The sequence below is a fragment of the Kordiimonas aquimaris genome (assembly GCF_025574485.1).
GTDB lineage: Bacteria > Pseudomonadota > Alphaproteobacteria > Sphingomonadales > Kordiimonadaceae > Kordiimonas > Kordiimonas aquimaris.
The window spans coordinates 828,585-842,218 of record NZ_JAOBPO010000001.1; the positions used below are offsets into that span (position 1 = coordinate 828,585).

The window sequence follows — 13,634 nt, forward strand, 5'->3', positions numbered from 1 at the left end:
TTTTGGAATTTTAATCCAGCTGAGATTGCAATTTTGTCTGAGTTTCTATAGGGAAAGAGTATTAACAAGAGCGCAATGCTCTGTTGTCCCGCCTAATCAGGACCGAATGTAGCAGATGCCGTTATACCTTCCTATTGCTGAGCTATCGATGAACATATTTTTGGTCATCGGGATGGGTGCGGTTGTAGGCTTTCTTTCAGGCATGTTTGGTGTTGGTGGTGGTTTTCTGATGACACCGCTACTTATTTTTATTGGTGTGCCGCCAGCCGTGGCTGTGGCAACCGAGTCTAACGAGATTACAGCCGCTTCCGTGTCCGGTGTTTTAGCGCATTGGCGCCGGCAGGGTGTCGATGTGAAGATGGGTGTTGTGCTGATCATCGGCGGTGCTGTTGGTTCATTTTTCGGTGCGCAGTTGTTTACCTATTTGCGTGCGCTGGGCCAAGTGGACCTCATGATTTCGCTGGCTTATGTTTTGTTCCTTGGTTCTGTTGGCGGGTTGATGTTCTGGGAAAGTGTGCGCGCTATGATACGCCAGTATAAGGGTATTGTGCCTGTGCCGCGCTCACGTGAGGAACGACATAAGGCCTGGATTCATGCGTTGCCGCTTAAAATGCGCTTTCGCAAGTCACGTCTGTATATTTCAGTTCTTTTACCTCTTTCAATTGGTATGTTCGTTGGCGTGTTATCAGCGATCATGGGTGTTGGTGGTGGGTTTATTATGGTGCCTGCCATGATTTATTTGCTGGGTATGCCAACCAATGTGGTGATTGGTACATCTCTTTTCCAGATTATTTTCGTGACCGCGCTAACAACTATTTTCCATTCGGTGAATACGCAAACAGTTGATATTTTCTTGGCGGTATTGCTTTTGTTTGGTGCCGTTATTGGTGCACAATTTGGTGCTGGCATGGGCTTGAAACTCAAAGCAGAACAGTTGCGCGCGTTGCTTGCCGCGCTGGTTCTTGTAGTGTGTGTCAAGATGGCGTTGGGTTTGGTGCTTGAGCCAGTAGAACTATACAGTGTTACTGATGCTGTAGCGGTAGGAGGTCACTGATGCGTGCTCTTTGCATGATGTTGTTGATCGTGTTTGGTGCGAACCTTGCGCCGGCTTACGCATTGGTTACCGACCTGTCCAATAAACGTATTGAAATTCGGTATAGTTTTAACGGCGCAGACCTCATCCTGTTTGGCGCGATTGGATCATCTGCAGTGGACCCAACCCGGGATGATTTTGATGTTGTTATTGTAGTGCGCGGCCCTGAAGCGGCTACTGTGGTGCGGCAGAAAGAAAAGGTCGGGCTTATCTGGATCAACAATCAGGAATTATTGTTCCCGTCCGCACCTGGGTATTATGCCGTGGCAGCCTCGCGCCCTTTAAGTGAGATAGCAACCAAACCTGTGTTTGAGAGCTATGGGATCGGGTTCGATTATCTACCGTTACTGGCACATACTGAGCGCGGACTTGCTGAGCCGAAAGCCGGGTTTCGCAAAGCACTGTTTCGGCTACAATCGGCGCAAGGTCTTTACCGGCAAGAACAGGACGATGTAACCCATGTAGGCGAGGGATTGTTTAAAACAGATATTCGATTGCCAGCCAATGTGCCGGTTGGTGACTTCATTGTTGAGACATTCATTTTTCAAAAAGGCACAATTAAAGCACGCAACCGTATTATGTTGAATGTGGATAAAGAAGGCTTTGAACGTGCCGCCTATGACTATGCGCACGACTACCCCTTCTGGTACGGTATCACTGCTGTGCTGGTTGCTTTGTCTGCCGGTTGGTTAGCTGGGGTTTTAGGTAAAAAGTAGCGCGGTTTAAACAGATAAAATTAATCTGTATAGTTTCAATATAACTTTTTAAACGCTGCCTTTTTCAACTTCAAAGATAATGACGCCTTTTGTCTCGTGTGCCATCAGTAATTTGTGCCCAGCCATTTTGCAGAAGGCAGGCATATCATGAATTGATGCAGGGTCTGATGCTGTAATGGTAAGCTTTTCACCCGCCTTCATGCTATCAAGCGCTCGCCGTGTGCGAAGCACGGGCATAGGGCATAAAAGGCCAGTTACATTAAGTGTTTTTGCTTTGTCTTCAGTCATCTTTGCCTGCAAGTGCGATCATGTTTTGATAATCGTTCGTTATTGACAACATAATTTGTAGTTCTCAATAGCTGGTTAACAACACAGGTTCAATTGCAGTTATTATGATGATTAGGCATAAAATTTGGGCTTGCTCCGGGTAAGAACAAGCCCAAGACCGGAATTGGGTATTTTCCGGTCACGAACGAGATAGTTGGGTATGGGTGCTGAGAGCTACCCCGTTCGCGAATGTCGAATAAGTATCCTAGTGCATTGTCGCGCCTGCGGGTAGTGTGCCTATGGCAGACTTGTTTGTAAGTTGGGCGTGGATTTCCACCCAAATGTTAAAGCCTTCATCGTCACCAATGGCTTTCATTTTATTGAGTGCATGATCAGCATAGCCAATGGCTTTATCACCAAAGTTCTTGAGCAAATTATCGGCAACGAGACTAAAGTAATAGTTAGGGTCAAAAGGTAATGGCTGTTGCATGGCGCTACTCCAATATTATGGGTGTGTTGCTACGTGATCATAAATTTGCAACCCTTGTGCCAATGTTTGAAGCTTTTGAAAAATGGCGGTTTATTGCCGTTTATGTCGTGTTTGATGTATGAAATTCTGCTTTTAATGTTATCCGTTGCCGAGTTGGATTTGCCGAGCAGGTAAACCTTGCCCCTAGATGTCAGGTGTGATGGTGAAATGTGATTATAACCACGGGGTGGCTCGCGTGTATTTTACCCAAAATTGCTTGACTTAATTAAGTGTAAGCCGCAACTGTTCGGCAACTTGATCACTATGACTAAAATTGGGGCATCAGATGAACGTCATTTCTTCACCTAAGGCTGCTCAACAGCCTATTACCAGTGAAATCCAGACACGGCATAATTGGCAGCAGGACGAAATTCTTGCTCTTTTCGATATGCCATTGATGGACCTTGTTTTTGATGCCCAGCGTATTCACCGCATATACCATGACCCTAACAAGGTACAATTATCGCAGTTGATCTCAATTAAAACCGGCGGATGTGCAGAAGACTGCGCATATTGTGCGCAGGCCTCTTCTCACAAAGAAGGTACCGGTCTGAGTGCCACGAAATTGATGGAAGTTGAGCGTGTGGTAACAGCGGCACGCAAAGCGAAAGAGGGTGGTGCTTCGCGGTATTGTATGGGTGCGGGCTGGACCAGCCCAAAAGACCGCGATATGGACCAACTGGTTGCAATGGTTGAAGGTGTTAAAGAACTTGGCATGGAAACATGCATGACCCTTGGCATGTTAAGCGATCATCAGACTGCAATGCTTAAGGATGCAGGTCTTGATTACTACAACCACAATGTTGATACGTCCGAAGAGTATTACAGCAAGATAATTTCAACGCGTACGTACCAGGACCGGCTTGATACTTTGGCGCGTGTGCGCGGCGCGGGCATTAATGTTTGCTCCGGCGGCATTGTGGGTATGGGCGAAGAGCGTACAGACCGTGCGGGTATGTTAAAAACGCTTGCTAACTTGCCGGCCCACCCAGAAAGTGTGCCGATTAATATGCTTGTGGCAGTGCCTGGTACACCACTTGAGAATGTTGAAGCATTAGATCCTTTTGAGTTTGTTCGCACAATCGCTGTTGCGCGTATCATGATGCCAAAAGCCGAAGTGCGGCTGTCTGCAGGCAGGCAGTCCATGAGCGAAGAACTGCAAGCGTTATGTTTCATGGCAGGAGCCAGCAGCATCTTTTACGGCGAACAGCTGCTCACCACACCAAACCCTGAAAATAATGAAGATTTAAAGCTATTCAAAAAACTGGGGCTTACCGCCGTTTAAAGTCAACAACAGATTTGTTTTAATAAAGTGATTGGCGCTAACTTTTAGCCTTCAGTAGGTTTTACTGAATGTGAAAACTGGAGGTGCTCTATCATGTTGAAATCAGTTTATGTCGTTGCATATCTGACAGCTGCAGTTGTTGTTACTGTTTATGCGGTAATGCAGTTGATTGCAGGCCAGCAAATTGTGCCTGCAATAGGTTTGTTGCTTACCAGTGCACCGATCAGCTTGATGATAGGTGCAATGATGGTGCTGAACAACAAAGCGCGCACAAGCGACCGATTGCGTGTTGTTGCAGTGGGGGCTTGGCTCGGTTCAGCGTTGACAGCATATCATCATTATATTGATGGCGGCAGCCTTGAGCCACTGAGCATTGCGGTGTTGATGACGGCTCTCTATTATTTCTATGACTATTGGTATGCGCGGCTGGACCGTAGTGCGTCCAACTTAACAGTTGGGAAGCGTATGCCCCCTTTTGAACTGGTTTCACCCAACGGGGACATACTGAATAGCGAAGCTTTGCAAGGCTCGCCGTCGATCTTGATATTTTATCGTGGCAATTGGTGCCCGCTGTGTGTGGCGCAGGTAAAAGAAATTGCAGCTCGGTATAATGATCTAAAACAAAAAGGTGTACGTGTGTTGTTGATCTCTCCGCAGTCCCAGCGCCATACAAAATCCATTGCAACAAAGTTTGATGCCGCAATGGAGTTTTATCAGGACAAAGATAATAATGCCGCCAGAACGCTTGGTTTGGAAAACAAATACGGTACACCGTTTGGTATGCAGGTGCTTGGATACAGCAGCCATACTGTTTTACCTACTGTTATCATCACCGGTAGTGACGGGATTGTTCATTGGGTACATGAAACGGATAATTACCGGGTGCGCCCTGAGCCAGAAACCTATATGGCTATAATGCGTGAAAAGGGCTTGATCTCGGCTAATTAGGTTATTCTGGTTTTTCTTCTTCATCTTGTTTTGGTAGCTCTTCGATTTCTACATTGCCGCCACGTTGACGATAAAGACGAAATAATTTTCTTTGACGTGCTCTAAGAAGCTCTTGGGCATGGGCGGAAACGCCTCTTCTTATTGCGTTTCCTGTTGCGTCAGTTGTAATGCCAGCATAGCGCGCGCCAGGCTGACTGAAAGGGCCTACCATTATATAGGTCTGCAATATGCCAATCCTCAATATCCACTGAAATTGAATATGTGTTAGCCATTCTGCGTTGTAAGTTTTCTTTTGCATATTTTTCTATATGCGTTTTGACGTTAGCTTCAAAATTGGGAAATACGATACTCATTCGTTCGTAATATTTAGATATTCTTAACTCTGAGCTTTTCCATACTTGAGTTCCCCTCAGGCTATTAACAAAATCGGTAGCGTTATCTTGCAGATGGTTATAAACATTGGTCCCTGTGTATGCTGTAGTACGAATATTTGGTGTACCAATCGCTCCCATATAAAATCCGTAAATGACAACGGGGTCTTTCCAATATGTCAGTACATGTTGCTGTACATCCGTGACCGAAATGAGTTTGTCATTAAACATGAATTGTTTTTGATTTATAAAAGACTTGGTATCATCAACATCAACATCAAAAAAGGAATTAAGGTAAGTGACTGGATATTCTTCAGAAATTTTTGTGAGAACAATTACATTGTGAAGATTCAGCCAATAGGCCAATTGTTCATTTCGCGAGAGACTTTCTAAAGGCAAAGTAGATGGAACAGCAAGTAAGTCATCTCTTATTTTCCTTAAATAAGTTAGTTCAGGCTCTCTGAATCCGTGCATCAACACGCGATTACCTTCTTGGTTAGTTATAGATGTATTGCCCACCAATATGCGGCTGCCTGTGGCACGTGAAATCCGATTTATGGGTGGTTTGTGGGTAGACGGTCCCATATCCAGAACCGATCCTTTTAAAATCATGCTCAGGTCGGTGTAGTCGATAACATATTTAGAATGTGAGGTGTCGCCGTATGGCAATGCTAGGGCAGAGGTGGTTAGAGTGGCGGTTATCAGTATAATTATTGTCCGTAACTGCCGCATTATTTTCCCTTTCCCCAATAAGGTAATAGAGGTGTAATAAAGCCGCCAGTATGAACGAAAGATGAATTCAATATAGAAAAGCCCCACCAATACTGGCAGGGCTTTTAAAAATACGGTTCTTAACAGAACTTAATTATCGCTTGTGTCAACCTCTTCAACTACCACGTTCTCTTCGCGTCGGATCGTTGCGTTTTTCTCGTCGCGGTAGCGCAATAATTCTACAACGTGATCAGGCAGGCCAGAGATAATCTGGATACCGAGCGCATCACTGGTGTTGCCGGCAAATGTACCGCCAGATTTGCTAAGGCGACCATTATAAAGATCAGCGATATGCCAATCTTCTATTTGTGCAGAAACACGGTCAACGCCTGACATTTTATTGAGGAATTCTGGTTTTGCATATTTGCGTACATGCGACATTACGCTGTTTTCAAAATCAGGAAATTGCTTGCCCATGCGCTCATAGTATGTTGCAACGCGGAGTTCTTTCTTTCTCCAGACCTGAGTGCCACGTACGCTGTTTACAAAGTTTTTCGCATTGTCTTCCAGCTGTGCATACACAGTGTTGGCTGTATAGGCTTCGTTGCGCACATTAGGCGTGCCAATGGCACCCATGAAAAAGCCATAAATAACTAACGGATCATCCCAGTTTTCTACGACATGATTTTGAATGTCTTCAAGTGAGATCATTTGTCCGTTCAAGTCAAATTGTGCTTGCTTATAGAATGCGTCTGCATCGTCGGGGTTGAAAAATGGCTCAATATCAGTGATTGGGTATTCTTCAGCGATCTTTGCAAGCACAATAGAATTATGGAGGTTTAGCCAATAAGCTAACTGTGCATCCTTAGTTAGCCTTGCAAGTGATATTTGCGAAGGAATGGCTAGCAGATCGTCACGCATGCCTTTGAGGAAATTGACCTGTTGCGGTTCATATTGATGGAACATGATCCGGTTGCCTTCGAGACGTGATGGCAATGGATTACCGGTTCTCATCTTGGAACCAGTGCTTTTGCGGCTTTTCTTGGCACGCTTATGTGTTGATGGCCCCATATCCAGAACGGAACCCTTTAGCACTGCGTTAAGGTCGCTATAGTCAAGCCTGTATTTTGAATTTGGATCAAACTCAGTGGGAAGATCTGCTGCCATTGCTGTGGATGTTAAGCCAAGGCATACGAATATTACGCTAATTTTTCTTAGCACGGTGCGCTCCTGTTTTCTCTCTGTCGTTTATTTTTTATTGTTGTTGTTATGTTTTATATTTTTACTGTTTTATGTTTGGAGTAGATCATTTTTTACTCACCTATGAGTAAGCAATTAATGGTTTAAACCAAAGTAACATCAATCAATACGCGATTAGTCGCCTTGAATATGCGATGGATCGCAGTATCGACAATAAAGTTACTGATTTAAGATATGGGAATGGGTTGTGTTTTTGCAAGCCTAATTATGACGCGCTAACAAGTTAGAAGCCGTTCGCTGAAAGCATTAATTGTTACCGTCTTCCAGTTCCTCAACGGCAACTTCTTCATTGCGCTGTTGCCGGGCCAGTTTTTCTTTTCGGTAACTTAAAAGCTCGATAACATGGTCTGGTAAGTCAGACGTGGTAACCAGTCCAAGATTGTTTAAAGATGTTACCGGGTATGAACCAGCTGGGCGGTTTAGGTTGCCATTATAGATATCAGCAATATACCAATTTTCTATTTGTGGTTTTATTTCTTCGATCTCGGATAAGCGCAGTAGAAAAGATTGTTTTGCGTGTGCACGAACATGAGTCAACAAATCGGTTTCGAAATTAGGAAACGCTTTTCCCATCCTGGTATAATATGTTGATACGCGTAGTTCGTTTCGGCGCCATATTTCCGTGCCGCGAACACTGTTAACAAAGTCTATCGCGTTTCTCTTGAGTTGGCTCATCACTTCAGCGGCAGTGAAAGCTGTGTTTATGATGTTTGGTGTGCCAATGGCTCCCATATAAAAACCATAAATCACCAAAGGGTCGTTCCAGTTTTCAACAACATGATTTTGGATATCTTCAAGTGAAATCTTCTGTCCATCAAAATCATAACGCCGTTGCTTGTAAAAAGCATTGGCATCGCTTTGATCAAAAAGGGGCTCAATGTTGGTAATAGGATAAAGCTGGGCAATCTCAGCCAGTACAATGGCATTATGTAGGTTTAGCCAATAAGCCAGTTGACCGTTTTTTGAGAGCTCCTCAATCGGCACTTTTTGAGGAACATTCAGCAGGTCAGTGCGCATTTCACTTAAAAATGCAATTTGATCTGGTTTTAACAGGTGAAACATCACACGGTTTCCCTCAAGCCTGGATGGTAGAGGGTTTGCCAGATTTATCTTGGTACCTGTCGAATTGCGGCTGGCACGCGCGCGATTGTGTGTTGAAGGGCCCATATTGAGTACTGAACCCTTAAGAACTGTATCCAGATCGCTGTAATTCAGCCTAAATCTGGAATTAGTACTATGCTCAGTTGGTAAATCAACAGCAGTGGCGGCAGCAGGAAGTGCGCATATGCAGATCAGGATTATACTTATTTTCTTAAACATTTGACCCAAACAAACTTAACTAACGCATAAGTACGCTGCATTAGCCGGTAGCATGACACAATTAAGTCGTTTTAAATAGCCCGTGTGCCAATGCCGTTATGATATATAAAAGCTGTAATTGCTAATGTTGCTATTGCAGCACAGTGTGCTCCTTAACAGAATTTTGTGGGGGTTATAAACTATTGTTTAGTGACTGCACATAAAAAAACCCGACGCATTGCGCCGGGTTTTGTACAATATATTGTGAATAACGCTTATTCGCGGTTGCCGAGGAACTGCAACAGGAACATGAACAAGTTCACAAAATCGAGATACAGGTTAACTGCACCCATAATCGCGCCTTTTGCAACCGCTTCACCTGTTGCCATCATGTGATAGCTTTCTTTGATGCGCTGCGTATCATAAGCAGTAAGGCCTGCAAAAATAAGCACACCAGCAACAGAAATCACAAAATGAAGCATGCTGGAAGCGACGAAAATGTTCACGACACTTGCGATCAGGATACCAATAACACCCATAAACAGGAACGTACCAAATCCGGAAAGGCTTCTTTTGGTCGTATAACCATACAGACTTAAGGCGCCGAATGCTGCAGCTGTGATGAAGAATGTACGAGCGATGCTCATGCCGTCATAAATGGCAAAAATACTAGCCATTGATAGGCCCATTGTCGCAGCAAACGCCCAGAAAACCATTTGTAAGGTGCTTGATTTCATCCGGTGTGCACCAAAGCTCATCACCATGACGAATGCAAGTGGTGCCAGTGCAACAATCCAACGCAAACCCCCGCTGTATATAGTGCTCAGTAATGCTTCATTAGTGCCAACAAGCATTGCAATGACGCCGGTCAGCAAAACACCTGAAGACATATAGTTATAAACCTTGAGCATGTAGGCGCGCAGGCCTTCATCATACTCTGCAGTTTGCTGCGCCGTACCAGCACGGTATGCAGTATTAAATCGATTTACCATTTGTTACTCCCTTTGGAAGTGTGTGACATAATTTTCTCTAATATGGGGATTTACGGCACCAGTTGCAACAGCAACTGATACCGGTTGGTCGCATTTTTCAGCCTCATCGCTTTATTCTGCGCGCAAAACTGTATTTGGTTTGATGGAAAGTGCGCGAAAGCTAGACGCTAGGCCAAACAACACCGTTACAAGCAAGCTGGTAACAACTGTAATAATCATTGGCATAGGCAGGAATGCAAACTCCATTTCCATTACGATCTCCACTACAACCCAACCGGTCAATGTACCGAGGCCCAGTGCAATAGTGGCTGTTACCAGCCCAATCAAGGCGTATTCAAGCAGGTATGCGCGCAGAATTTGGCTACGCACAGCTCCCACCACTTTCAAGATCACACTTTCATAAACACGTTGCTGGAACCCTGCTGCAATCGCACCAGCAAGCACCAAAATGCCTGCGACAATTGCAACAAGTGCCGTGGCGCGCACTGCAACACCTATTTGTTCGATCATTGTATTCAGAGATGACAAAACTTCCTTCATGCGAATGGCTGTTACATTAGGAAACTTGTTCGTAATAATACTATGAGCTTCTCGTTCGGTGGCGTTGTCAGCTTTCAGTGTTGCCATAAACGTATGCGGAGCAGCCTTAAGAGTGTATGGATCAAACAGGATAACAAAGTTGAAGCCGAAACTGCCCCAGTTGATTTCCCTTAGAGATCGGACACGAACGGTTATGTCGCGGCCAAGAACCGATATGGTCATCGTATCACCAATCGTTAGTCCCAAGCCGTCTGCAGCTTCCTTGCCAAGACTAATCTCCGGTTCACCAGCATAATCTTCTGGCCACCACTCTCCTTCAACAACCTCACTGCCGGCGCGCAGTGTATCCATGTAAGACAAGCCTCGGTCGCCGCGTAAAATCCAGCGCACTTCAGGATCAACTTCCACATCAGTTGCAGGTATACCGTTTAAGTGAGTTACGCGGCCACGCAAATTAGGAATGGTCACCACGTCCTTAACACCTTCAATGCTGCCGGTTGTCGCTTCAAATTCTTCAACTTGGTATGGCTGGATATCCAGCATGAAAAACGCAGGCGCTTCTGATGGCACTTGTTCGCTTAACCGTTTGCCAAGGTTGCCTTCGATAAGTGCAAGTCCGGCGAATAAAGTTAAGCCAAGACCCAATGAGATTACGACAGCACCTGTTGCGGCACCAGGTCGGTGCAAGTTGGCAACAGCCATACGTATAAGTGCGTTTTTGGGGCGAGGCGCAGCAGCAGCAGTTTTTTCAATCACATAGCTAGTGAAGCGTAACAGGCCAAGTGCAATAACGGACCCTGCCAAAAAACCTGCTGCCAGCACTTTGTTGTCAGAGAGGCCCACAGCAAGCAATACAACAGATGTTGCTGCGCCAAAAATTGTCGATGTATATATAAGGCGCGGCCATTTACCTTCTGGTGCAACCAGTGTTCTAAACAGACGCACAGCAGGCAGGTCACGTGCTTTACCAAGCGGCCATACAGTAAAGGCGATAGTGATCATCAGGCCGTATATGGCGGCTAAAATCAGCGCAATAGGGTAAACACCGCCGTCAGGTTTTACAGGCAGCGTGTCAGGCAGGAACTGCGCAAGCACACTTGGTAGAAATGCACCAAGGACCAAACCTACAGATACAGCTATGCTGCCTATCAACAGGATTTGGATAAAATAGGTGGCAAACACAACACTGCCATCCGCACCGAGAATTTTTAATGTAGCGATGGTTCGTGTTTTTCTGTCCATGTAGCCACGCACTGCGTTGCCAACCCCGACACCACCAACAACGAGCGCTGATATGCCAACAAGTGTCAGGAACATGCCCATCTGTTCAATGAAGCGCCGCAGGCCGGGGGCGCTGGTGCCACGATCACGTACGCGCCATGTTGCGTCCGGGAAATTCTCTTTCAGGTTTTCACGCACTGTTTCAATGACAGCGCCTTCTGGCAGCTTAATTTTATAGTAGAAATTAACTAGGCTACCGACAGTAACAAGGCCGGTCTTTTCAAGCGCAGCGCGGTTGATCATCACTGATGGGCCTAGTTGGAAACCAAGGTTCGCTTTGTCGGGTTCTGTGTCAATAAATGCGCGGATATCTGCTTTTATCTGACCAAATAAAAGCGTGTCGCCGATGGATACATTCAGTTTTTCAGCTAGCAATGGGTCAATTGCAGTCCCCCACTTTCCGTTGACTTCGGAAAATAGTGCTTCGCTGTCCAGCTGCGGGTTTGTTTTAAACTCACCGTATAGCGGATAAAGATTATCTACTGCACGCAGTTCCACAAGTGTTGAAGCGGGAACACCGTCGACACGCGCCATAGTGCGCAAGCGTGCCGATGATGACATTTCACCCTGAGTATTGAACCATTCAATTTCTGACGCTTGAGCGTCTGTTTGGTCCAGGCGAATTTCAATATCGCCGCCAAGGATAGACTGACCTTCGCGCTCTAGTCCTTCTTGGATTGCACGTGTAAGCGACCCAATTGCGGCGATGGCAGTTACACCTAAAATCAAACACGCCATGAAAACTTTGAAGCCGCTAAGACCGGCACGCAGCTCGCGCAGTGCCAGTTTCAGCGCAATAGGTGTTGAAGCGTTGCGGGTAATCATGACCTTGCTGCTTTCGGCATCATGTCGGTTTTACCGTCAACAGAACGGGTGTTGCCTGTGTCATCCACAATGTTGCCGTCCGCCATGGATATGACGCGGTCACATTGGTCTGCAAGTGCTGGGTCGTGCGTGACCAGAATAAGTGTCGATCTGCGGCTTTTGGATAGGTTGAAGATCAGATCAATAATCGCGCGGCCTGTTTTGCCGTCCAAGTTACCTGTTGGTTCATCGCCGAACAAAATTGCAGGTTCTGGTGCCAGTGCGCGCGCAAGCGCTACGCGTTGCTGTTCGCCGCCTGATAATTGCGCAGGATAATGATCCATTCGGTGAGCAAGCCCAACGGCTTCCAGTTCACGAGAGGCGCGATCAAAAGCGTCATTTACTTTTGCCAGTTCAAGCGGCACAGCAACATTTTCGAGCGCAGTCATCGTGGGAATCAAATGGAAGGCCTGCATTACAATACCAACCCGGCTGAGGCGATGGCGTGCAAGTGTGTCTTCATCAGCGCCTTCAAATGGAAGGCCGTCAACAATGACGCTACCAGTTGTTGATTGTTCAAGACCTGTCATCAAGCTCATCAAAGATGATTTACCAGAGCCAGATGGTCCGACAATGCCCACAGTTTCGCCGTCTTCTATTGCGAAATTAATCTTCTTGAGAATGTTTACGGGGCCAGCACCTGACGATAATGTCAGTGAAACGTCCTTGAGTTCGATGATAGGTTTTGGCATAGCCATTGTAATTTTTCCTCTCGCTGCCACATTAGTGTGGATGTTATTGTTATTACGCTTATAGCTAGGTGCTCGGATCATGAAGGTCAATCGTCTCACCAAAATATTACTACTAACGCGCAGTTTTTGTGTGCTCGCTTTGTTTGCGATAAGTGGCTCCATTTATGCGGTGCAAAGCGATAATGAAGACAAAACAGTCCAGGTTTTGGCTTTCGGTGATAGTTTAACGGCTGGTTATGGCTTGCCTGCGGGTGATGGTTTTACCGATCAGCTTGAGGTTTGGTTGAATCAAAATATTGATGAGTCGGTTAAGGTTATCAACGCGGGTGTGTCGGGTGATACATCGTCCGGTGGTCGTTCACGCCTTGATTGGGCGCTGGCACCGGTTAAAGGCGGGAAGCCAGACCTTGTCATATTGGAGCTGGGCGCAAATGATGCATTGCGCGGTGTTGCGCCAGAAATTACACGCGACAACATGGATGCAATGGTCAAAACGCTGATGGATCGCGGTATTCCTGTATTGATTGCAGGCATGTTGGCGTCGCCTAGTTGGGGGCCTGACTATCAGGCTACGTTTGACGCTATTTTCCCTGACCTGAAGGAAAAGTACGATGTACCACTTTACCCATTTTTCTTGGACGGTGTTGCAACGATTGCTTCACTTAATCAGGAAGATGGTATTCATCCTACCAAAGAAGGCGTCGCTATTATTATAGATAAAATGGGCCCTTACGTGGTACGCGCTCTTTCGAAATAAAAAACCGATTAAATATGTCTGGCCAAATA

14 protein-coding genes are annotated in these 13,634 nt (G+C 45.9%); 6 read left to right on the forward strand and 8 right to left on the reverse strand.

Annotated features, from left to right (window positions below; genetic code table 11):
- Positions 1 to 115 precede the first annotated feature (115 nt).
- Both OEU88_RS03885 and OEU88_RS03890 read left to right on the forward strand, forming a co-directional pair.
- Positions 116 to 1,054, forward strand: a complete 939-nt coding sequence (locus OEU88_RS03885) for a sulfite exporter TauE/SafE family protein (RefSeq protein WP_394805208.1) — start codon at positions 116 to 118, stop codon at positions 1,052 to 1,054.
- Entirely contained in the window at positions 1,054 to 1,809 is a 756-nt protein-coding gene (locus OEU88_RS03890; protein ID WP_262693794.1) for a TIGR02186 family protein, read from the forward strand. Before OEU88_RS03885 ends, OEU88_RS03890 begins: the two co-directional genes overlap by 1 nt.
- Before the next feature lie 48 nt (positions 1,810 to 1,857).
- Here OEU88_RS03890 and OEU88_RS03895 read toward each other — a convergent pair whose 3' ends face one another.
- Positions 1,858 to 2,097, reverse strand: a complete 240-nt coding sequence (locus OEU88_RS03895; RefSeq protein ID WP_262693795.1) for a sulfurtransferase TusA family protein — start codon at positions 2,095 to 2,097, stop codon at positions 1,858 to 1,860.
- A 244-nt stretch (positions 2,098 to 2,341) separates the two neighbouring features.
- A complete protein-coding gene (locus OEU88_RS03900) occupies positions 2,342 to 2,566 on the reverse strand; it encodes a hypothetical protein (RefSeq protein WP_262693796.1) in 225 nt (74 codons plus the stop codon).
- Here OEU88_RS03900 and OEU88_RS03905 point away from each other — a divergent pair.
- From OEU88_RS03905 to OEU88_RS03915, 3 genes are all read left to right on the forward strand, one after another.
- Positions 2,554 to 2,688: a hypothetical protein gene (locus OEU88_RS03905; RefSeq protein WP_262693797.1), complete on the forward strand. Its 135-nt coding sequence runs from the start codon at positions 2,554 to 2,556 to the stop codon at positions 2,686 to 2,688. The two genes, OEU88_RS03900 and OEU88_RS03905, sit on opposite strands and share 13 nt — an antisense overlap.
- 203 nt (positions 2,689 to 2,891) lie before the next feature.
- Positions 2,892 to 3,890, forward strand: coding sequence for a biotin synthase BioB (gene bioB, locus OEU88_RS03910; protein WP_317279124.1), 999 nt, complete (start codon positions 2,892 to 2,894; stop codon positions 3,888 to 3,890).
- Between the two features lie 93 nt (positions 3,891 to 3,983).
- A complete protein-coding gene (locus OEU88_RS03915; RefSeq protein ID WP_262693798.1) occupies positions 3,984 to 4,838 on the forward strand; it encodes a peroxiredoxin-like family protein in 855 nt (284 codons plus the stop codon).
- Positions 4,839 to 4,996: 158 nt separating this feature from the next.
- Here OEU88_RS03915 and OEU88_RS03920 read toward each other — a convergent pair whose 3' ends face one another.
- From OEU88_RS03920 to OEU88_RS03945, 6 genes are all read right to left on the reverse strand, one after another.
- Positions 4,997 to 5,941 (reverse strand): DUF547 domain-containing protein, encoded by a 945-nt coding sequence (locus OEU88_RS03920; RefSeq protein WP_262693799.1) that lies wholly within the window; start codon positions 5,939 to 5,941, stop codon positions 4,997 to 4,999.
- A 129-nt stretch (positions 5,942 to 6,070) separates the two neighbouring features.
- Positions 6,071 to 7,141: a DUF547 domain-containing protein gene (locus OEU88_RS03925; RefSeq protein WP_262693801.1), complete on the reverse strand. Its 1,071-nt coding sequence runs from the start codon at positions 7,139 to 7,141 to the stop codon at positions 6,071 to 6,073.
- Between the two features lie 285 nt (positions 7,142 to 7,426).
- Complete coding sequence (locus OEU88_RS03930; protein ID WP_262693802.1) at positions 7,427 to 8,500, reverse strand: DUF547 domain-containing protein; 1,074 nt, start codon at positions 8,498 to 8,500, stop codon at positions 7,427 to 7,429.
- Positions 8,501 to 8,754: 254 nt separating this feature from the next.
- Positions 8,755 to 9,471, reverse strand: coding sequence for a Bax inhibitor-1/YccA family protein (locus OEU88_RS03935; RefSeq protein ID WP_262693803.1), 717 nt, complete (start codon positions 9,469 to 9,471; stop codon positions 8,755 to 8,757).
- Positions 9,472 to 9,582: 111 nt separating this feature from the next.
- Positions 9,583 to 12,117 (reverse strand): ABC transporter permease, encoded by a 2,535-nt coding sequence (locus OEU88_RS03940; RefSeq protein ID WP_262693804.1) that lies wholly within the window; start codon positions 12,115 to 12,117, stop codon positions 9,583 to 9,585.
- On the reverse strand, positions 12,114 to 12,848 hold the full coding sequence (locus OEU88_RS03945; protein WP_394805225.1) for an ABC transporter ATP-binding protein: 735 nt from the start codon (positions 12,846 to 12,848) through the stop codon (positions 12,114 to 12,116). Before OEU88_RS03945 ends, OEU88_RS03940 begins: the two co-directional genes overlap by 4 nt.
- Before the next feature lie 79 nt (positions 12,849 to 12,927).
- Between OEU88_RS03945 and OEU88_RS03950 the strand changes: the two genes are divergently transcribed.
- Positions 12,928 to 13,605, forward strand: coding sequence for an arylesterase (locus OEU88_RS03950; RefSeq protein WP_262693806.1), 678 nt, complete (start codon positions 12,928 to 12,930; stop codon positions 13,603 to 13,605).
- The last annotated feature ends 29 nt before the right edge of the window (positions 13,606 to 13,634 follow it).

What these genes read in the sequence shown, in the direction of transcription:
- OEU88_RS03885 (WP_394805208.1), top strand. Translation starts at nt 116, where the DNA reads ATGCCGTTATACCTTCCTATTGCTGAGCTATCGATGAACATATTTTTG.
- OEU88_RS03890 (WP_262693794.1), top strand. Translation starts at nt 1,054, where the DNA reads ATGCGTGCTCTTTGCATGATGTTGTTGATCGTGTTTGGTGCGAACCTT.
- OEU88_RS03895 (WP_262693795.1), bottom strand. Translation starts at nt 2,097, where the DNA reads ATGACTGAAGACAAAGCAAAAACACTTAATGTAACTGGCCTTTTATGC.
- OEU88_RS03905 (WP_262693797.1), top strand. Translation starts at nt 2,554, where the DNA reads ATGGCTGTTGCATGGCGCTACTCCAATATTATGGGTGTGTTGCTACGT.
- OEU88_RS03900 (WP_262693796.1), bottom strand. Translation starts at nt 2,566, where the DNA reads ATGCAACAGCCATTACCTTTTGACCCTAACTATTACTTTAGTCTCGTT.
- bioB (WP_317279124.1), top strand. Translation starts at nt 2,892, where the DNA reads ATGAACGTCATTTCTTCACCTAAGGCTGCTCAACAGCCTATTACCAGT.
- OEU88_RS03915 (WP_262693798.1), top strand. Translation starts at nt 3,984, where the DNA reads ATGTTGAAATCAGTTTATGTCGTTGCATATCTGACAGCTGCAGTTGTT.
- OEU88_RS03920 (WP_262693799.1), bottom strand. Translation starts at nt 5,941, where the DNA reads ATGCGGCAGTTACGGACAATAATTATACTGATAACCGCCACTCTAACC.
- OEU88_RS03930 (WP_262693802.1), bottom strand. Translation starts at nt 8,500, where the DNA reads ATGTTTAAGAAAATAAGTATAATCCTGATCTGCATATGCGCACTTCCT.
- OEU88_RS03935 (WP_262693803.1), bottom strand. Translation starts at nt 9,471, where the DNA reads ATGGTAAATCGATTTAATACTGCATACCGTGCTGGTACGGCGCAGCAA.
- OEU88_RS03940 (WP_262693804.1), bottom strand. Translation starts at nt 12,117, where the DNA reads ATGATTACCCGCAACGCTTCAACACCTATTGCGCTGAAACTGGCACTG.
- OEU88_RS03945 (WP_394805225.1), bottom strand. Translation starts at nt 12,848, where the DNA reads ATGCCAAAACCTATCATCGAACTCAAGGACGTTTCACTGACATTATCG.
- OEU88_RS03950 (WP_262693806.1), top strand. Translation starts at nt 12,928, where the DNA reads ATGAAGGTCAATCGTCTCACCAAAATATTACTACTAACGCGCAGTTTT.